At 72.5% G+C, this 18,994-nt stretch carries 17 protein-coding genes and 1 pseudogene; 9 read left to right on the forward strand and 9 right to left on the reverse strand.

Annotated features, from left to right (window positions below):
* Positions 1-122: 122 nt before the first annotated feature.
* Positions 123-1,265, reverse strand: a complete 1,143-nt coding sequence (locus tag ACIRYZ_RS22165; RefSeq protein ID WP_402946580.1) for a glycoside hydrolase family 3 N-terminal domain-containing protein — start codon at positions 1,263-1,265, stop codon at positions 123-125.
* Between the two features lie 269 nt (positions 1,266-1,534).
* Here ACIRYZ_RS22165 and ACIRYZ_RS22170 point away from each other — a divergent pair, with 269 nt between their 5' ends.
* Positions 1,535-1,762, forward strand: coding sequence for a hypothetical protein (locus ACIRYZ_RS22170; protein WP_402946582.1), 228 nt, complete (start codon positions 1,535-1,537; stop codon positions 1,760-1,762).
* A 96-nt stretch (positions 1,763-1,858) separates the two neighbouring features.
* Here ACIRYZ_RS22170 and ACIRYZ_RS22175 read toward each other — a convergent pair whose 3' ends face one another.
* Positions 1,859-2,542, reverse strand: coding sequence for a response regulator (locus ACIRYZ_RS22175; RefSeq protein ID WP_402946584.1), 684 nt, complete (start codon positions 2,540-2,542; stop codon positions 1,859-1,861).
* The gene (locus ACIRYZ_RS22180; protein ID WP_402946586.1) at positions 2,539-3,753 is read right to left on the reverse strand and encodes a sensor histidine kinase; all 1,215 of its coding nucleotides are present in this window, start codon (positions 3,751-3,753) and stop codon (positions 2,539-2,541) included. Before ACIRYZ_RS22180 ends, ACIRYZ_RS22175 begins: the two co-directional genes overlap by 4 nt.
* Before the next feature lie 144 nt (positions 3,754-3,897).
* On the opposite strand from ACIRYZ_RS22180, the gene ACIRYZ_RS22185 reads away from it, so the two are divergent.
* Positions 3,898-4,626, forward strand: coding sequence for an ABC transporter ATP-binding protein (locus ACIRYZ_RS22185; protein WP_402946588.1), 729 nt, complete (start codon positions 3,898-3,900; stop codon positions 4,624-4,626).
* Positions 4,627-4,771: 145 nt separating this feature from the next.
* Positions 4,772-7,111 carry an ABC transporter permease gene (locus ACIRYZ_RS22190; RefSeq protein WP_402946590.1) on the forward strand — a complete coding sequence of 780 codons (2,340 nt, stop codon included), beginning with the start codon at positions 4,772-4,774 and terminating at the stop codon, positions 7,109-7,111.
* Between the two features lie 187 nt (positions 7,112-7,298).
* Here ACIRYZ_RS22190 and ACIRYZ_RS22195 read toward each other — a convergent pair whose 3' ends face one another.
* Positions 7,299-8,807, reverse strand: coding sequence for a PLP-dependent aminotransferase family protein (locus tag ACIRYZ_RS22195; protein WP_402946592.1), 1,509 nt, complete (start codon positions 8,805-8,807; stop codon positions 7,299-7,301).
* On the opposite strand from ACIRYZ_RS22195, the gene ACIRYZ_RS22200 reads away from it, so the two are divergent.
* Complete coding sequence (locus tag ACIRYZ_RS22200) at positions 8,806-9,636, forward strand: methyltransferase domain-containing protein (RefSeq protein ID WP_402946594.1); 831 nt, start codon at positions 8,806-8,808, stop codon at positions 9,634-9,636. The two genes, ACIRYZ_RS22195 and ACIRYZ_RS22200, sit on opposite strands and share 2 nt — an antisense overlap.
* 15 nt (positions 9,637-9,651) lie before the next feature.
* On the opposite strand, the gene ACIRYZ_RS22205 is transcribed toward ACIRYZ_RS22200, so the two are convergent.
* Positions 9,652-10,887: an RNA-guided endonuclease InsQ/TnpB family protein gene (locus tag ACIRYZ_RS22205; protein ID WP_402946596.1), complete on the reverse strand. Its 1,236-nt coding sequence runs from the start codon at positions 10,885-10,887 to the stop codon at positions 9,652-9,654.
* 80 nt (positions 10,888-10,967) lie between these two features.
* Here ACIRYZ_RS22205 and tnpA point away from each other — a divergent pair.
* Positions 10,968-11,357: pseudogene (tnpA, locus tag ACIRYZ_RS22210) on the forward strand (IS200/IS605 family transposase).
* A 51-nt stretch (positions 11,358-11,408) separates the two neighbouring features.
* On the opposite strand, the gene ACIRYZ_RS22215 reads toward tnpA, so the two are convergent.
* Together ACIRYZ_RS22215 and ACIRYZ_RS22220 are read right to left on the reverse strand one after the other, a co-directional pair.
* Positions 11,409-11,975: a hypothetical protein gene (locus tag ACIRYZ_RS22215; RefSeq protein WP_402946598.1), complete on the reverse strand. Its 567-nt coding sequence runs from the start codon at positions 11,973-11,975 to the stop codon at positions 11,409-11,411.
* 52 nt (positions 11,976-12,027) lie between these two features.
* Entirely contained in the window at positions 12,028-12,525 is a 498-nt protein-coding gene (locus tag ACIRYZ_RS22220) for a MarR family winged helix-turn-helix transcriptional regulator (protein ID WP_402946600.1), read from the reverse strand.
* A gap of 132 nt (positions 12,526-12,657) precedes the next feature.
* Between ACIRYZ_RS22220 and ACIRYZ_RS22225 the strand changes: the two genes are divergently transcribed.
* The 3 genes from ACIRYZ_RS22225 (at position 12,658) to ACIRYZ_RS22235 (ending at position 15,999) form a co-directional block, all read left to right on the forward strand.
* Complete coding sequence (locus tag ACIRYZ_RS22225; protein ID WP_402946602.1) at positions 12,658-13,569, forward strand: EamA family transporter; 912 nt, start codon at positions 12,658-12,660, stop codon at positions 13,567-13,569.
* Between the two features lie 79 nt (positions 13,570-13,648).
* Positions 13,649-14,287, forward strand: coding sequence for an NAD(P)-dependent oxidoreductase (locus tag ACIRYZ_RS22230; RefSeq protein ID WP_402946604.1), 639 nt, complete (start codon positions 13,649-13,651; stop codon positions 14,285-14,287).
* A 173-nt stretch (positions 14,288-14,460) separates the two neighbouring features.
* Positions 14,461-15,999 (forward strand): alpha/beta hydrolase, encoded by a 1,539-nt coding sequence (locus ACIRYZ_RS22235; RefSeq protein WP_402946606.1) that lies wholly within the window; start codon positions 14,461-14,463, stop codon positions 15,997-15,999.
* Between the two features lie 12 nt (positions 16,000-16,011).
* Here ACIRYZ_RS22235 and ACIRYZ_RS22240 read toward each other — a convergent pair whose 3' ends face one another.
* Together ACIRYZ_RS22240 and ACIRYZ_RS22245 are read right to left on the reverse strand one after the other, a co-directional pair.
* Positions 16,012-16,350, reverse strand: a complete 339-nt coding sequence (locus ACIRYZ_RS22240) for a hypothetical protein (protein ID WP_402946608.1) — start codon at positions 16,348-16,350, stop codon at positions 16,012-16,014.
* A 72-nt stretch (positions 16,351-16,422) separates the two neighbouring features.
* Positions 16,423-16,836, reverse strand: coding sequence for a hypothetical protein (locus ACIRYZ_RS22245; RefSeq protein WP_402946610.1), 414 nt, complete (start codon positions 16,834-16,836; stop codon positions 16,423-16,425).
* Positions 16,837-17,381: 545 nt separating this feature from the next.
* Here ACIRYZ_RS22245 and ACIRYZ_RS22250 point away from each other — a divergent pair.
* Positions 17,382-18,857 (forward strand): lytic transglycosylase domain-containing protein, encoded by a 1,476-nt coding sequence (locus tag ACIRYZ_RS22250; protein ID WP_402946612.1) that lies wholly within the window; start codon positions 17,382-17,384, stop codon positions 18,855-18,857.
* The last annotated feature ends 137 nt before the right edge of the window (positions 18,858-18,994 follow it).

Here is an 18,994-nt window from a genome sequence, read left to right on the forward strand (position 1 = left end):
GCAGGACCGGGCCACGGTCCGGCTCCGCCGTTCGGTAGCGGCCTCGTCTCTCCCGCTGCCACCGTCGACCGGCGGTGCTGCCGCCACCCCGGGTGAGCGGCGGGGCGCGGGTCACCCCTGAATCAGCGCAGCGCGTCCCTCAGGGCGTCCACGCGGGTGACGGCCTCCGCGAACGCCGCGCGGTCCAGGCGGCCGGAATCGAGGGCGGCGGCGAGGGCGGCGGCGGCGTCCTCGGCCTGTTGCGGGTCGCGGTCGGAGCAGAGCAGCAGGTCCATGCCGGCCGCAGCGGCGGTGACGGCGCGGGTGCCGGTGTCGCCGAAGGCGGTGAGGGCGCCGGCTTCGAGGGCATCGGTGATGGTGACGCCGTCGAAGCCGAGGCGGTCGCGGAGTTCGCCCTGGATGACGGTGGGTGACAAGCCGGCCGGGTGGTCGGGGTCGAGGGCCGGGTAGATCGCCCAGGAGGCCATCACCAGACGCACGCCCGCCGTGATGGCGGCTCGGTACGGGGCTTCGCCGCGGGTGCGGAGCTGGGACAGCGGGACCGGGAGGGTGACCGGGCGGAGGTCGGTGTTCTCGTCCTGGGCGGCGGAGCCGAGACCGGGGAAGTGCTTGGCGGTCGCGGCGACCCCGCGGCCCTGCTGGGCGGTGAGGAAGGCGCTGCCCAACTCGCCTACCCGGTCAGGGTCCTGTCCGTAGGAGCGCTCGAAGTGGTCGATGAAGTTGTCCGGGGTGTCGTAGACGTCGAGCACCGGCGCGAGGTTGACGTTCAGCCCGGCGCCGGTGAGCGTCGCGGCGGCGCCGGTGCCGGAGTCCACGGCGGCGGCGAGCGGGTCGGGGGCCGATCCGGTGCCGCGGGCGGAGAGTTCGGGCGCGCCGGGCAGGCGGCGGACCTTGCCGCCCTCCTGGTCGGTCATCAGCAGCAGCGGGCGCGGGTGTGGCGCCTCGGTCGCCGCCTGCTTCAACTGGGTGACCACCTCTGCGAGTTGCGATGTGACGTTGTCGCGGAACAGGATCACCCCGGCGGCCCGACCCTCCCGGATGGCCTGGAGCACTCCGGGCGGCGGCGTCGAGCCCGGGTAGGAGAGTACGATCCGACGTCCGGCGAGCTGCCGGGAGTCCTGGTCCTGGCTGATCACCGTTGCGGTCCTCTCGGCGGGGAGCGCGCCGCTACGCGTCGTCGACCCGGCCGGGACCGGCCCGAGTGCGGCCCCCAGCACCAGCAGCACCGACCCGAGCTGGGCAACACGCCGGAACGGGGCCATCATGCCTCCAGGGTGAGCAGCGGCCTACGGTTCGCCAGCGTACCCAGGGATCGACTGCCCGGCAGCCCGGGAAGCGGTCCCGGGAGGGACCTGTCGAGCTTTGTGTTGCCGGAGATCGGCAAGCTGCGAGACAGGTGACCGGTGGGAGCCCTACCAGCTCCTGACTCCGTCCGGGGACCCGGCCCAGCCCGTCGCCCTGTACTTCAGGGATCTCCTCGCCCGCGATACCCCGGCCACGACTCTGCGGTCGTACGGAAACGATCTGCTAAGCAGTGCCTGATCAGAAGATCGCCCATGCTTTCCCCGGCAGCCAGCGACGTGCTGACCTGGATCTCCTGGAGGAGCAGTTGGTGAAGCAGCTCGCCGAGGTGCGGGTCGAGCGGGACGAGCTGGTGGTGGCCGAACGCGTGGTGCAGCGGATCAGCGAGCGGGGCTTCGGGGAGTACCTGTCCCTCGCGCCGCCGCCCGAGGAGGCGCAGGTGGGGTCCGTGACTTCCTGAACAACCTCGACTCGAATCCCGCTGCGGCCAGGTGGGTGTGCTGGCGCGTCTGGAACGCGACGAACTCGCAGTCTCGATCGTCCTTCTCCCCCTGCCCTACCGTCTACGCGGCACGAGTCCGGTCTCGAAGGCGATGATCGCCAGGTGGACGCGGTCCCGGGCTTCGAGCTTGGCGAACAGACGCGCGACATGCGTCTTCGCGGTCGCCGCGCTGATCGTCAACCGCTCGGCTATCTCAGCGTTCGACAGTCCCTGTCCGACCAGTGCCAGCACCTCGCGCTCCCGGTCGGTGATCCCCGCGATGAGACGTGGGTCCGCGGCGGGCTCGGCGTCCGGTTCGGGGGCCGCGGGACCGGACGCTCCGGCGAAGTCCGCGATCAGCCGTCGGGTCACGCTCGGCGCGATCAACGCGTCGCCGGCCGCCACCACGCGGATCGCATCCAGGATCGCGTCCAGGGCCATGCTCTTGAGCAGGAATCCGCTGGCCCCGGCGCGCAGAGCGCCGTAGACGTACTCGTCGTCGTCGAAGGTCGTCAGCACCAGCACCTTGGGCGGGTCCGGCTCGGCGGTCGCCTGCCGGGTCGCCTCGATCCCGTCCATGCCCGGCATCCGGATGTCCATCACCACGACGTCCGGCCGCAGCTCACGCACCAGGCGCACCGCCTCGCGGCCGTCGCCGGCCTCGCCGACCACCTCCAGGTCGTCGGTGTCGCCGATCAGGATCCCGAACCCGACCAGCATCAGCGGCTGGTCATCGACCAGCAGCACCCGCACGCTCATGCCGGAATCCTCGCCGCCACCCGGAATCCGCCCTCCGGACGCCGACCCGCGCTGAACTGGCCGGACAGCAGCGACACCCGCTCGCGCATGCCGAGCAGGCCGAAGCCGCTCCCGCCGGCCGCCGCCGAGAGCCTCGGACGGCCGGGCCCGCCGAGACCGTCGTCCCCGTCGTCCACCACCTCGATCGTCACTCCGGTCGGCTCGTAACCGACCGCGACCCGGCACGTCCGCGCACCGGAATGCCGCACCACGTTCGTCACCGACTCCTGGACGATCCGGAACGCCGACAGCTCGATCTCCGGCGGCAGCGGACGCTGCTCGCCCCGCCAGGTCACGTGGACCCGCACCCCGGTGTCGGCCGTGCGTTCGGCGAGCCGCGGGATATCGGCCAGGCTGCCGGCCGGCGCCAGCGGAGCGGCCCCCGGCATGGCGTCGTCCGGCTCGGCGCGGCGCAGCGCCCCGAGCATGCGCTGCAGCCCGAGCAGCGTCTCCCGGCTGGTGGTCTCGATGCCGGTCAGCGCCTGCCGCGTCTGCTCGGGCTTGGTCTCCACGACCCGCGCCGCCGCTCCCGACAGCACCGTGATGATCCCGATGCTGTGCGCGACGCTGTCGTGCAGTTCGCGGGCGATCCGCAGCCGCTCGGCCATGACGGCGCGAGCCGCGGTCTGCTCGTGCAGGGCTCCGAGGTATTCACCGCGTTTGCGGTACACCCCGCCGAAGACCCACGCGACCGCGAAGACGAACGCGAGCTGCCCGGCCCGCGGGGCCGCGAAGCCGACGGATTCCCGGTGGTAGCCGAGGGTGCGCTCGACGAAATCGGTCGCGACGGCCGCGACGGAGGCGACGGCGGCAGCCGTCGGCCGCCGGGCGGCGAGGTGTCCGGCCAGGACCGGGAGCAGGAGGACCACGATCCAGGGGTTCGCGCCGAAGAGGTCGCCGAGGGCTGCTTCGCCCAGGACCGCCGCGAAGACCGCCGCGGGCAGCCGGCGCACCAGCAGGATCGGAAGGGCGAGCACGACGCAGAGACCGATCATCTGGTCGGGCCCGAGGGCGGGGAACCGGAACGTGCCGCCGGCGCTCCGGACCCGACCGACCGGCATCGTCCAGAAGAGCATCAGCGCGTAGAAGCCGGCGGCGGCCAGCACCACGGCCCGCGACGTCAGCCAGGTCACGGGTGCCGATGTCGAGAAACGCCAGAGCAGCTCTTCCATGCGGAGATCGTATTGACTGGCGTCGGCGCTGCGCGTCACCCCGGGGATGTACGCGGGGTACGCCCCCGGGCCGACGGCCTGGGGGCAGAGGTGACATCCGCCGGCCGACGCGATGGATCATGATCCGTTCCTAGGTTCATGGCCATGACGAATGAGCCGATGATCGATCTCCAGGACGCGATGAAGAAATACGACGACGGCCCGCCCGCGCTGGCCGGGGTGACCTTGTCCGTGGCGGCCGGTGAGTGCGTGGCGATCCTCGGCCATTCCGGCAGTGGCAAGTCGACGCTGCTGAACCTGGTCGCGGGTCTGGACAAGCCTTCCAGCGGCACCGTGACCGTCGACGGCATCCGCGTCGACCAGCTCGGCGAGGCCGATTCGGCGAGGTACCGCCGGGCCTCCATCGGCATGGTCTTCCAGTTCTTCAACCTGCTGGACGACCTGACCGTGTTGGACAACGTCATGGTTCCGGCGCAGCTGGCCGGGATGGGCAGGAACGAAGCGAAGCGGCGGGCCGTCGACCTGCTCGGCTCGCTGGGCATCGACCGGCACGCCAATGGCTATCCGCAGCGGCTGTCCGGCGGGCAACGGCAGCGGGTGGCGGTGGCCAGGGCCCTGATGAACGACCCGGCGCTGCTGCTGGCCGATGAGCCGACCGGCGCGCTGGACTCGAACTCGGCCGAGGACGTGCGCCGGCTGCTGCTGGAGCTGAACGCCGACGGCCAGACCATCCTGCTGGTGACCCACGACATCCAACTGGCCGCGAACACCGCGCGACGCACGATCGAGCTGGTGGACGGTGCCGTGGCCCGGGACGTGGTCAACACGGTCAGCGGCGCCACCGTCAACAGCTCGACGGGAGCGGTCCGATGACGCGGCTCCCAGCGCTGCCGTCCCAGCGCCTGTACGAGGTTTCCTTCCGGGCCGTGGCCCGTCTGCTGCCGGCGGCGGGCCGATGAGCGCCCTGGGCAAGGTCGTGCGCTCCGGCGTCGGCCGGCGTCGTGTGCAGTCCCTCGTCATGGCCCTGACGACGTTCGCGGCCGTCACCTCCTCGGTGCTCTCGCTCGGTCTGCTGGCCGCCGTGCAGGCTCCGTTCGAGCAGGCCTTCAAAGCCCGGAACGGCGCGCATCTGTCGGTCCAGTTCGACGGCTCGAAGGCCACTGCGGCGCAGGCCGCCGCCACCGCGCACGCCACCGGCGTCACCGAGGCGTCCGGGCCGTACCCGGTCACCGCCGCCCTGAACACGAGCTTCGGCACGGACTGCACCGCGAACATCGCCGCGGGCATGCCGATGGCCGGTCGCGCCAACCAGCCGGTCGTCGCCGCCACCCGACCCGACCTGGCCGGCACCTCCGGTCTGGACCATCTGGCCCTGGTCGATGGCAGGTGGCCGACCACCGCGAACGAGATCGTCCTGGCCTCATGGGACCATCACTGCGCAGACGGTTCCGTGGTGTTCGACTCGCTGCCGGGCCAGCCCTCGTTCAAGGTCGTCGGCCTGGCGAACTCGCTGACCAACACCGCGACCGGCTTCCTCACCGGCGACGGCTTCGCGCGGCTGACCGCCGCCGGCGCCAAGACCGACGAGCAGATGCTCTACCGGTTCGCCAAGTCCGGGACCGACGCCGACCTCGCCACGGACAAGCAGACGATCGCCACCGCCGCGCCGGCCGGCTCGGTCGAGAGCGGACAGTCCTACCTGGCCGTGGAGAAGCAGGCCGTCGGCGCCGCGAAGTCCTTCGTGCCGTTCCTGATCGTCTTCGGCGTCCTCGGTCTGTTCCTGTCGGTGCTGATCATCGCGATCGTGGTCAGCGGCGCGGTGGTCTCGGGAGTCCGGCGCATCGGGATCCTGAAGTCGCTCGGCTTCACCCCCTGGCAGGTGGCCCGCGCCTACGCCGCACAAGCCCTGATCCCGGCGACGATCGGCGTGGTGGGCGGCACGCTGTTCGGCAACCTGCTGGCCGTTCCGGTCCTGGGCAAAGCCAGCAAGGACCTCGGTGCCGCCGACACCAGCCTGCCCGTGTGGGTCAGCCTCGTCGTCCCGATCGGCACCCTGGTCATCGTCGGTATCACCGCGCTCATCCCGGCACTTCGGGCCGGCCGAATGCCGGCGGTGCAGACCCTGGTCGTCGGCCGCGCCCCGAAGGCCAAGCGCGGCCAAGGCGCGCAGCGCCTGGCAAGCAGGCTGCCGCTGCCCCGGCCGATGTCGCTGGGACTGGCCCAGCCGTTCGCCAAGCCGGCCCGGGCCGTGCTGGTCGGCGCCGCGGTGCTGTTCGGTGCGGTCAGCGTCACCTTCGCAATCGGGCTGGAGACCACGTTCACCAAGTACATGGACGCGGATACCACCGGTTTCAGGGCCGGGTCGATGCTCGTGGTGCCCGCCGGTACGCCCGCCGGCTTCCACGCCCCCGGCGGTGGTCCTGGCGTCCCCCACTTGGACTCCACCGGGGTGGCCGCCGCGCTCGCCTCGGTCCCGGGCACGAAGGCCGCGTTCGGCTGGGGCGACAGCGGCGCGACCGTGATCGGCGCGCCGACGGGGGACTACACGAAGGTGGACACCACCACCGGCGACCTGTCCTGGACCGAGCTGGGGCTGCTTAACGGCCGCTGGTACCAGAACACCGGCGAAGCCGTGATCAACGACCACCTGGCCTCGGCGGCCGGGATGCACGTCGGCGACACCGTCACCGTGGAGCAGGACAACAAGCGACTGCCGCTGCGGATCGTCGGCATCGACTTCGACGGCAGCAGCAGCGGGGTCGTGATGACCGACTCGGCCACGTTCACCGCCGCCGGTCTGACGCCGTACATCACCCAGTTCAACGTCAAGCTGGCCGACAACGTCAGCGGCCCGGCCTGGTCCGCCTCGGCCGCCCCCGCGCTGACCCCGCTGCACGCCGAAGCCACCCCGAACATCACGTACGAGAACGCCACGGTGCTCACCATGGTCGCCCTGGTGGCCACCCTCACACTGATGATGATCGTGGTCGCCGCGCTCGGCGTGCTGAACACCGTGGTGCAGGACACCCGGGAACGGATTCACGACCTGGGGATCTTCAAGGCCCTCGGGATGACGCCCAAGCAGACCATCGCGATGGTGCTGACCTCGGTGAGCCTCACCGGCCTGGTCGCCGGGCTGATCGGGGTCCCGATCGGGATGGCGGTGGAGAAGGTGACGCTGACCCAGATGGTGACCGCGATCGGCAGGAACCTGCCGTCGAGCGTGACCCATGTCTACACCCCCGGAATACTGCTCCCGCTGCTGGCCGGCGGGATCGCGATCGCCCTGCTCGGGGCACTGCTGCCGGCCGGCTGGGCGGCGCGCTCCCGGACCGCCACCGCGCTGCGGACCGAGTAGAACCGGTCGCTCGTAGCACTGTCAGGCAAGACATCCCGCACGCTCATGGGCGCAGCCTACGACGAGTTGTCCGCCCGAGTTCCGGAAGCCTCTTGAGCTCTCCTCAGTACCGGTCCTGTGATCGGCCGGACAGCTCCCCGTAGTTCAGAGAAGGCACGGAACCCGCCGCCACCCCACGGAAGCCCGGCTACCCCGCGCGCCGGACCAACTGCCCCAGTACCGCCACTCCTTCCTCGATCTCACCCGGCGAGACCGCCGCGTAGCCGAGGACCAGGCCCGGCGGGTAGGGGAGCCGGGCATGCCAGGACAGCGGCTGCACCTTCACGCCCACCGCGAGCGCCGCCGCGGCCAACTCGGTGTCGCTGCGGCCGAGTTCCTCCGGCAGGGTCAGCATCAGGTGCAGGCCCGCGGCGGCACCGTGCACCGTGGCGCCGGGCAGGTGGGTGCGGATGGCGGCGATCACGGCGTCCCGGCGGCGGCGGTGGCGGCGGCGCAACAGCCGCAGGTGGCGGTCGAGTTCACCGGATTCCATCAGCCGCGCCAGCGCCAGCTGGGGCAGCACCGGGTTTCCGAGGTCGGCGAAGCGTTTGGCGTCCAGGACGGCGTCGCGCAGGCGCGGGGGCACCAGCAGCCAGCCGGTGCGCAGGGCGGGGGCGAGCAGTTTGGAGATGCTGCCCGCGTAGCAGACCTGGTTCGGCAGGGCGGCCCGGAGGGCGGGGACGGGCGGGCGGTCGTAGCGGTGTTCGGCGTCGTAGTCGTCCTCGATGACGAGCCCGCCCTCGCTCGCCCAGCCGAGGAGTTCGCGACGCCGGTCGCCGCCGAGGACGACGCCGGTCGGGTACTGGTGGGCGGGGGTGAGCAGGACGGCCGGGGCGCCGGTGGCTCGCAGGGCGTCGACCCGGATGCCCTGCGCGTCGACGGGCACGGGCGGGGTGGCGGCGAGCCAGTGGGCGAGCTGTTGGCGGGCGCCGAGCGAGCCCGGGTCCTCGACCGCGGCCTCGGTGATGCCCAGGTGCCCGAGGGCGCGGCCGAGCAGGGCGAGGGCCTGGGCCGTCCCGGCGACGACGAGCACCTCATCGGGGTCGGCCCGGATGCCCCGGTTGCGGGCGAGCCAGTGGGCGACGGCCTCGCGCAGGGCGGGCGCGCCCCGGACGTCGCCGTAGCCGAGGTGGTGGGCGGCGAGGCCGTCGAGGACGGCCCGCTCGGCGCGCAGCCAGGCGCCGCGCGGGAAGGCGGCCAGGTCCGGGACGCCGGGGGTCAGGTCGATCCGGGCGGGGGCGGCGCGCAGGTGGCCGAAGACCTCGGGGTCGGGGTCCGCTCGGAAGATGACGGGCGCGGGGCGGGGTACGGGCGGTGCGGCGGCGGGGACCGGGCCCGCGACAACCACCGTGCCGCCCCTCCCCCGCCCCGCGACCTGCCCGGCCTCGGCGAGCCGACGGTAGGCGTCGGTCACCACCCCTCGGGAGACGCCGAGTTCGGCCGCCAGCACTCGGCTGGCGGGGAGCCGGGTGCCCGCCGGGAGGCGACCGTCGGCGACGGCCTCGCGCAGTCGACGGGCGAGCCACTGGGTGAGGCCGCCGGGCGGTGCGTCGGCCGCGTCGAGCTGGAGGAAGTCGGCGCCGAGCTCTTTGGACCTGTCGACCGCCTCACTTTTGGACCTGTTCACCGGTCCATACTGGCGCGAGGGTGGAGCCATGACCACCCGAACGAGCACACACCACACCCACTACGTCCACGGCTACTCCGACACCGAGGCGCAGCGCCTCGGCGACCAGGCCGACACCCTCGCGGAGCTGCTCCACGCGGGCACGGCCTACCCGGCGGGCAGCCGGGTGCTGGAGGCGGGCTGCGGGGTGGGGGCGCAGACGGTGCACCTGCTGGCCGGGAGCCCCGGGGTGCTGCTGACGGCGGCGGACCTCTCGGCGGACTCGCTGTCCCAGGCCCGGGCCCGGGTGGCAGCCGAGGCACCCGCCGCCCAGGTCGCCTGGCACCACGGCGACCTGCACCGGCTGCCCTTCGCCGACGGCGCGTTCGACCACGTCTTCCTGTGCTTCGTGCTGGAGCACCTGCCGGACCCTGCCGCCGGTCTGGCGGCGCTGCGCCGGGTGCTCCGGCCGGGCGGGACGATCACCGTGATCGAGGGCGACCACGGCTCGGCCCTCTTCCACCCGGAGAGCGCGCCGGCCCGCCGCACCGTCGACCACCTGGTCCGGCTCCAGGCCGAGGCGGGCGGCGACGCGCTGATCGGGCGTCGGCTGTACCCGCTGCTCACCGCCGCCGGCTTCGCGGACGTCACGGTCCGCCCCCGTACGGCCTACGCGGACGGCGGCCGCCCGGCGCTGGTGGAGGGCTTCACCCTGCGGACCTTCGTCGCGATGGTCGAGGCCGTCCGGGCGGAGGCGCTGGCCTCCGGGCTGACCACCCCGGAGGCCTTCGACCACGGCATCGCGGACCTGCGCCGCGCGGCCGAGCCCGGCGGGACGCTGCACTACACCTTCTTCAAGGCGGTGGCGGTCAACCCTTGACTTCCGCTCCCCCGGCTAGAGCCGGGGGATTCCTACCACGGTCGTCTGACCGTCTCGGTGGGTTCCTGCTTCTTCGCGCTGCGCGGGGACAGGTCCCGGTCTTACCCGCGCTCGACAGGCTGTCACCGCCAGTCCGGCGGCCTTGGCTATGTTGACGGCGGCGTTGATGTCCCGGTCCAGCCACACCCGGCATGCCGGGCACTGCCAGACGCGGACATGTAGGGGCTTGGGGCCGTCCTTGACGCCGCAGTTCGAGCAGACCTGCGATGTCGGTTCGAACCGGCCGATGCGGGTGAAGATGCGCCCGTACCTGGCGGCCTTGTATTCCAGCATCGCGAGGAACTGCGACCATCCGGCGTCGTGCACGGACTTGGCCATTTTCGTCCGGGCGAGTGCCTTGACCGCCAGGTCCTCAACGGCAACCGCTTGGTTCTCGCGGATGATCTTCGTTGAGAGCTGGTGGTGGAACTCGCGCCGGGCGTCGGCCACCCGCGCGTGAGCACGGGCGACCTTGCGGCGGGCCTTGTCCCTGTTCTTCGAGCCCTTCTCCTTGCGGGACAGGGACCGCTGCGCCTTCTTGAGGCGCTTCTCGGCCCGGCGCAGGAAACGCGGGCTGTCGATCCTCGTTCCGTCGGAGAGGATCGCGAAGTGCGTCAGACCGAGGTCGATCCCGATCCGGCCGTCCGTCTCGGGCATGCGCCCGAGGTCGGCGTTCGGATCGGTCTCGATGACGAAGGACGCGAAGTACCGGCCCGCGCTGTCCTTGACCACGGTCACCGTGGACGGAACCGAGGGAAGGGAACGGGACCACTTCACCCGCACATCACCGATCTTCGGCAAGGACAGGTCACCGCCCGGCGTGATCTTCCACCGGGCGTTCGCGGTGAACCGGACCGACTGCCTGGTGTCCCGCTTGGACTTGAAGCGGGACACACCGGCCTTCGGGCCCTTGCGGGTGCCCTTGAGGCCGGCGAAGAAGTTGGCGTACGCGGTCTCCAGGTCCCGGAGGGACTGTTGCAGGACGACCGCCGACACCTCCCCGAGCCATGCGCGCTCGGGGGTCTTCTTCGCCTCGGTGATCAGCAGCTTCGACAGGTCGCCGATCCTCGGGAACGGCAACCCGTCCGCGCGGGCGCTCTCACGAGCCCGAAGGGCGTCGTTGAAGACCACCCGCGCACACCCGAACGCCCGTGCCAGCGCGGCACACCGAGGCCCGTTCGGGTACAGACGGAAGCTGTACCGAAGCTGCACGGCAATCACTGTACTAACTAAAAGTTGGTTTACGGCCGAGTATCAAAAAATCACACACCGGCAGGCATTGTGCTTTCACCATGCACGCTCACTTGGTTCTTTGTGACGAAGTACCGGCATCGCATGTTCACCGACTCCCACCTCAAACGCATGGAAGAGATCACGCGGGCGGTCTGCGCGGACTTCGAGACCGAGCCGGTGGAGTTCAACGGCGAGGCCAACCACGTCCACCTGTTGGTGAACTTCCCGCCGAAAGTGGCGACCTCCAAGCCGGTCAACAGTCTCAAGGGCGTCAGCTCCCGACGCCTTCGTCTGGGGGTGCCCCCTCCGGGGGAGAGTTCCCCGACCTGGTCCGGCACTACTGGCGAGCACGGCGGCTCTGGTCCGGATCGTACTTCACCGATTCGGTCGGCGGCGCAGCCCTGAGCATCATCCAGCGGTATATCGAGCAGCGGAACCGGCTCGCCTGAGCCGAGGTCCACAGTACGGGAAAACGAGCCGGGCTCAGCTCAGAGCAGGGTTCAGAATCGCTTCACCACCGGGCTGAAGCCCGGCACACTGCAACTAATTCCGGTGGACGGAGCCCCGGGCCCGCCCTCCCGGGCGAAGTGGAACGGCACGCCCAGCCGGGCGGCCACCTCGCGGCCGACGGACTCAGCCTCGGCCTCCTCGGTCCAGGGCGGGACCTCGCCGTTGAAGATCCGGATGTCACCGCCGTGACGGATCGTCGCGAGCACGTATCCGCCCGGGTGCCCGGCGGTCACCGCCCGCAGGTCCACGCACCAGCCGAAGGTGTCGCCGTCCCACTCGGCCCGGATCGACTCGACGCGCTCCGGCAGCGCCTCGGCCTTGGCCACCAGGCCAGCCGGGTCGGCCGGGTCCGCCGGCGGGGTCGATCCGCGACCGTCCAGGCCGAGCTCCACCCGCCGGACCGTGATCACGTCCATGCAGGCGGGCAGGCCGGGCACCGGATCCGGCGACGCGTCGCGGATCGCCTTGATCGCGTACACATGGCGCGAGGCCGTGAGGTGCTCGTCCACCGTGCGCCGGGCATCGGTGGACAGGGCCTGCCAGATCGGGTCGTCCATGGCCGCCATCCAAGGGGAGGGCGGCCGGGCCGGCAAGCGGTTAATCCGGCGGTCAGCCGGAGCTGTCGCCGAGGTCCGCGAGCAGGGCGCGCATCGCGTCGATGAGCGCGGCCTTCTGCGCCTCGTCGAGGCCGGCCAGCATCCGGTGCTCGTTGGCGACGTGGTCGGGCAGGGCGCGGTCGATCAGGGCGTGGCCCTCGGGGGTGAGTTCGACGTCGCGGCTGCGGCCGTCCTGGTCGCTGCGGGTGCGGGTGACCAGTCCCCGCGCCTCCAGGCGGTCCAGGCGCTGGGTGATGGCGCCGGAGGTGACCATGGCGGACTGCATCAGACCGGTGGGGGTGAGGCGGTAGGGCGGGCCGCTGCGTTTGAGGGTGGCGAGGACATCGAAGGAGGCCGCGTCCAGGCCGTGTTCGGCGAAGGTGCGGTTGAGCTCCGCGTCCACCAGGCGGTAGAGGCGCTTGAGCCGGCCGAACACCTCCATCGGGGAGGTGTCCAGCTCAGGCCGCTCGGCGGCCCATTGCGCTACTACGCGGTCCACATGATCTGCCACGGGTTCAGGGTAGGGGATGCCCAGGAGATTTCTTAGCGGTGAGGTAACTGTGAGCCACGTCACCGGTCGCTTCCGATGAAAGATGCCTTAGCGCTGAGATACATTGGCTTAGTGCTAAGAAATCGCCTCGCCATGGTGCTGGTGACGGCCCTGGCCCCCGCCATCTGGGGGACGACCTACCTCGTCACCACCGAAATGCTCCCGCCCCACCGACCGCTGCTGGCCGCCGTCATCCGCTGCCTGCCCGCCGGACTGCTGCTGATCGCCCTCACCCGCACCCTGCCCAAGGGCGACTGGTGGTGGCGCGCGCTGGTCCTCGGCGCACTCAACATCGGGGGCTTCCAGGCCCTGCTGTTCATCGCCGCCTACCGCCTGCCCGGCGGGATCGCGGCCACCGTCGGCGCCGTCCAACCGCTGATCACCGCCGCGCTCTCGGCCGCGCTGCTCGGCGACCGGCTCACGCTGCGTACGGTGCTGTCCGGCATCGCCGGCGTGGCGGGCGTCAGTCTGCTGGTGCTGCGCGCCAACGCCCGGCTGGACGCGATCGGCGTGTTCGCCGCACTCGGCGGCGCGGTGGTGATGGCCTTCGGCGTCGTCCTGTCCAAGCGCTGGGTCTCCCCCGCCCCACTGCTGGCCACCACCGGCTGGCAGCTCACCGCCGGCGGCCTGCTGCTGGTGCCGGTCACCCTGCTGACCGAGGGCGCCCCGCCCACCCACTACACCACCGACAACGTGCTCGGCTACGCCTACCTCTGCCTGATCGGCGCGGCCCTCACCTACGCGATGTGGTTCCGCGGGCTGCGCGCCCTGCCACCGACCTCGCTGTCCTTCCTCTCCCTGCTCAGCCCGGTGGTCGCCACCGTGACCGGCTGGCTGGCGCTCGACCAGGACCTCAGCCCGCTCCAGGCGCTCGGCGCGGTGGTCGTGCTCGGCTCGCTGATCGTCGCCCAGACCCAGCGGCCCCGCACGGCCACGCCCGCGCCTGTGCCCGCACCCGCCACGCAGCAGGGGGCCGACGAGCAGCCGGTACGGGAAACCGCCTGACCCCGCACCGCCGAGGATCCAGCAGTTCCTCAGTCCCTCAGTCCCAAAGGTCCAACGTTCAGTCCAAGGAGAAACCCTCATGCGCATCACCGTGTTCGGTGCCACCGGCAACGTCGGCAGCCGCGTCGTGGCCGAGGCACTCGCCCGTGGCCACGAGGTCACCGCCGTCGTACGGGACCCGGCCAAGCCACACGGCCTGCCGTCCACCGTCGCCCTCGCCGTCGGCGACGCCCGCGACCCGGGGGACGTCTCCCGGATCGCCGCCGGGCAGGACCTGGTGATCACCGCCACCCGCCCCGCGCCCGGCAGCGAGCACGAGCTGACAGCCGCCACCCGGGGCCTGCTGGACGGCCTGGCCGGTACCGGCGTGCGCCTGATCGCGGTCGGCGGCGCGGGCAGCCTGACCGTCCCGGGCAGCGACGGCACCGTCCTGGCGGAGTCGCCCGGCTTCCCCGACGAGATCCGGCCGATCGCGCTGGCCTGCAACGAGCAGCTGGACCTCTACCGCGCGGACGGGAAGGTCGACTGGACGTACCTGAGCCCGGCCGCCCTGCTCGAACCGGGTGTGCGCACCGGCCGCTTCCGGCTCGGCCTGGACGAGCTGCTGGTCGACGCCGAGGGCGACTCGGCCATCTCCATGGAGGACCTCGCCATCGCGCTGCTCGACGAGGCGGAGAACCCGGCCCACCGGCGCGCCCGCTTCACCGTCGGCTACTGAGACGCCGAATACCGGGACGCCGGACACCGGGACGCCGACCGTTCAGGAACCGGCCACCGAGGCGCCGACCGCTGGGTACATCCCTCCAGGAAGACGGGTGTACCCAGCACCACCCCAAAGACGGTGTCCAGCATCATCGCCCGTCAGAAGCGGTGTCGGACAGGATCGTTCCCGTGAACACCACCGCATCCCGCACCCGTCGCGCGGCCGCCGTCGTCGCCACCGCGGTCCTGGCCTCGCTCGCCCTGCCCGCCGCCGCCAACGCCGACTCCGGCCGCAACCCGGGCGACGCCGAGCCCGCGCCCGCCCGCTACGCCCACCAGACCCTCAACTGGCAGCCCTGCGGGGGGCAGTCGGCGCTCGACTGCGCCACCATGGCCGTCCCGCGCGACTGGCACCACCCCGGCGTCGGGGCCGACCTGACCATCGCCGTCTCCCGGCACCGCGTCGCCGACCCGGCGAAGCGGAAGGGAACGCTGATGGAGGCCGCGGGCGGCCCCGGCGGGCAGGGCCTGCTGCGGCCGATGGACCTCGCCCAGGGCGCCCCCGCGGTCGCCGCCGCCTACGACATCGTCAGCTTCGACCAGCGCGGTGTCGGCCGGAGCACCCATGCCCAGTGCCAGAGTCCGGAGGAGTTCCAGGAGTTCCTGGCCGGGGACTACCGGGACCAGTCCCCCGAGGCGATCGACCGGGTCATCGCCAACTCACGGAAGCTGGTCGCCGGTTGCGAGGAGCACAGCGGCGATCTGCTGCCCTACCTGACCACCGAGCAGACCGTCCACGACATGGACCTGTTCCGCTCCCTGCTCGGCGAGAAGAAGATCAGCTACTACGGCGCCTCCTACGCCACCATGATCGGCGCCTACTACGGCACGCTCTTCCCCCACCGGGTCGAGCGGATGGTGCTGGACAGCAACATCGGCTTCGAGGGCACCTGGGAGCAGTTCGAGCTGGGCCAGCCGATGAGCTTCCAGCGGCGCTTCGAGGAGGACTTCCTGCCCTGGATGGCGGCCCGGGACGCCACGTACCACTGGGGCTCGACCCCGGAGGAGGTCAAGGCGCACTGGGAGCAGCGCCGCGCCGCCCTGCACGACCAGCCCATCACCGACGGGTCGTTGACGCTCGGCCCCAACCAGCTGGACAACGGCACGATCAGCGCGATCTACAGCGACAAGGCCTTCCCGGCCCTCGCCCGGGCCCTGACCGCCCTGGACGACTGGCCGGGCGCCGATCCGGCCGCCAAGCAGACGGCCCGCCAGCTGTTCGGCCAGTACCTCAGCCCGGAGTTCCTCGCCGAGTACTTCTCGGTGACGTGCGGCGACACCCCGTGGACCAAGGACATGGACACCTGGATCGAGCGCGGTGCGCAGAACACCGCCCGCTACCCGCTGCTCGGCGCCCGTACGCTCGCCTTCAGCTCGGTCTGCGCGGCCTGGCCGACGGGCCCGGCACCCAAGGTCAAGGTCACCGGCGCCCATCTGCCCCCGGTGCTGATGCTCAACTCGCTGCACGACCCGGCGACGTACTACGAGGCGGCGCTCGGCGCGCACCGCGCGCTGCGCGCCTCCAAGCTGGTCACCGTCACCGGGAACGGCAACCACGGCCAGTACCCGGGTTCCGATCCCTGCGTCACCGGCACGGTCGAGCGCTACCTGCTGGACGGCAAGGCGCCCGAGCACGACCTCACCTGCCCGTCGCCGCAGGCGGGTTGAGCCGCCGAGAGGTCAGCTCCCGGAACTCCCTGAACGTGAACGCAGCTTGGTCCGGATCCAGGCGGCGGCCGCCGCCAGCCCGGCGAAGCCGCCGACGGCCAGCTTGATCCCGGCCTTGGCGACGATCCAGCCCACACCGGGCACGCTCCAGCCCAGCCAGTGGAACATGGCCAGCAGCACCGCGCAGCCGCACAGGACGGCCAGCACGGTGGCCCCGACGGCGGCGGCCCGCGACAGCTCGCGCGGACCGCCGTCGGCCGCGGCGGTCGAAGTGACGCCCCCCGCGGTGCCGTTGGCCGATTCCGCCGCCGCGCCACCGTCGACCATGTCGTTCGTGCCCCCATCACCCATGGGCCGATGATACGGCCTCAATACTCGGGCCTCAGCTCTCCGGCCGCAGAGCGCCGCAGAGCACCGCAGGACTCAGCGGCAGGCGTGATGGGTGTCGCCGGGGTGCTCGCCGGTCTCGTCGTCGGGGAAGCTGACGGCCATGGTGACCCGGTACTCGTAGACGTCCTCCCGGTGCCCCGGCACCCGGGCCCAGGCCAGCGAGTGGACCTCGGCGTCCGGGGCCTGGCGGCACCAGGCGGCCGCCTCCTCCAGCGCACGGGCGGCCGAACGGCCCGTGCACACCACCGCGGTGTAGGCGGCGACCGCGATGTCCCCGCCGGTGGAACGGCCGGACCGTGACACCGCCCGGACGGCGGCGGCGGCCTGGGTCAGGTCACGGGCCAGATCGTCCACCACCCTGGGGGGTGCCGGCAGGACAACCGTTCCTTCAGCGACGGTCTCCGGCAGGTTCGCGCTCACGGTTTCGGCCTCCATCCACATGGTCACGCGGCTCAGCATGCCGGACGGCATTTCCTGGCATGCCCACTTTCATCTGAACGTCATCCTTCCAGGGCCGAGTTGGGGAGGCCCCTGGTGTCGACCGGCCCGCCCTGCTAGGGGTCGCCGGGGTCGGCGCCGGACATCCCGGCAGGTCAGCGCGGTCGACCACGGGCGCCGCCGAGGAGCCCGACGCGACGCCCACGTACCACCCCCGCACTTCGAACCGCCGCCCCGGGCACCGGGGCGCCCGGGCCCCAGCCGTTGGGCGCACGGTCAACTCCCCTTATTAGCATGGGAGATCAGGTGTGCAGCGGTTTCCGATCGGGTGCGCGGCGGTTTCCGGAACGGCGGTTCGGGTCCGCCGGACCCCCGCTGAAGTGCAGCGTTCGCCCCTCGGAGGGCGCCGGGTCGCCCCCCGGCCATCCTGTCCCTGTCAGATCGTCGTGATACTAATCGTCACGGCGGCGGCTACCGCCGAGCGGTGGGCGGGCACGATGACGAGGGCTCAACCGTTCCGGGATGGTCCGGACGGCGATGGGGAGAGGCAACTGATGGCGGCGAGGTTCGGCAGCGCTCAGGGTGGGCAGAAGGTTCGGCTCGGCAAGCGGGTCACGGGGACGGCGGCGACGCTCGCCGCACTGGCCGCGCTGACCAGCTCTCAGGTGTCGGGCCTCGGGCTCGCCCCGGCCGCAGCCGCCGACACCAACCCGGCGCAGGGCGGCACCACCGCGCAGGGCACCGACGCTCCCGGCACCCCGGCCTCGCCGTTCGGCGGCCCGACGGCCGCCGCCCCCGGCACCGGCCGCCCGGCCGACGGCGGCGGCACCGTCCAACTGCCCCAGCCGCCCGGCACGCTGCCCGGCCTGCCCTCGGCCGGTCCGTTCGCGGCCACCGGGGCCTCGCTGCCCGCCACCGTCTTCGCCGCCTACAAGCAGGCGGAGGCCTCCCTCGCCCAGCGCACGCCCGGCTGCCACCTGCCCTGGCAGCTACTGGCGGGGATCGGCCAGGTCGAGTCCGGCCAGGCCAACGGCGGCCAGGTGGACGCCTCGGGCACCACCCTGACCCCGATCCTCGGCCCGGTGCTGGACGGCAACGGCTTCGCCGCGATACCCGACACCGACGGCGGCCGCTACGACGGCGACCCGCGCTGGGACCGCGCCGTCGGCCCGATGCAGTTCATCCCGTCCACCTGGGCCTCCTGGGGCGTGGACACCACCGGCAAGGGCAAGGCCGACCCGAACAACATCTTCGACGCCGCCGAGACCGCAGCCCGCTACCTGTGCGCGGGCGGCCGCGACCTCTCCGACCCGGCCCAGCTCGACCGGGCGATCCTCAGCTACAACAACTCCACGGAGTACCTGCGGACGGTCCGCAACTGGATGGCCCACTACGGCAGCGGCCTGGTGACCAGCGTCCCGGACCTCCCCGGCACCTCGACCGTGCCGGGCACGCTGCCCACGCCGTACCTCCCGCCGTTCGGCACGGGCGGCAGCACCACCGGGACCACCGGCTCCGGCACCACGAGCCCGACCCCGACCCCGAGCACCCAGCCGACCACGCCCGCCGCCGAGCCGCAGCCGACCACGCCGGCAGTGACGCCGACACCGACGCCCACTCAGACGACGGCCCCGCAGCCGACCACCACCCCGACCCCCAGCGGCTCGCCGTCGCCCTCCGCGAGCCCCTCGGCCACGCCGACGACCGGCACCCCGTCCCCGACGGCCACCCCCACGGGTACGCCGACCGGCACCCCGACGGGTACGCCCACGTCCTGCCCGAGCCCGACGGCGACCGCGACGCCCACCGGCACCGCCACGCCGACCGACACCCCCTCCCCGACGGCCACCCCCACGGGTAGGCCGACCGGCACCCCGACCGGCACCCCGACGGGCACGCCGTCCGGCTCCCCCACCACCCCCGGCTGCCCGACGCCCACGCCGAGCGGCACCCCCAGCACCACCCCGTCCGCCGGGCCGAGCAGCACGCCGAGTGCCTCGCTCTCGCCCTCGGCGACCCCGACCAAGTAGGACCCACAGCCACTCGGAGCACCCCCGGGGGGGGGGGGGGGGCCCCCCCCCCCCCCCGGCCCCCCCCGCTCGGCGCCCCGAGGGGGGCGGCCCCGGGGAGACCCCCCCCCGGGGGCCGCCGCCGGCAGGGCCCCCCC

Origin of the sequence: Kitasatospora sp. NPDC101155, assembly GCF_044768305.1 — a bacterium.
Lineage (GTDB): Bacteria > Actinomycetota > Actinomycetes > Streptomycetales > Streptomycetaceae > Kitasatospora.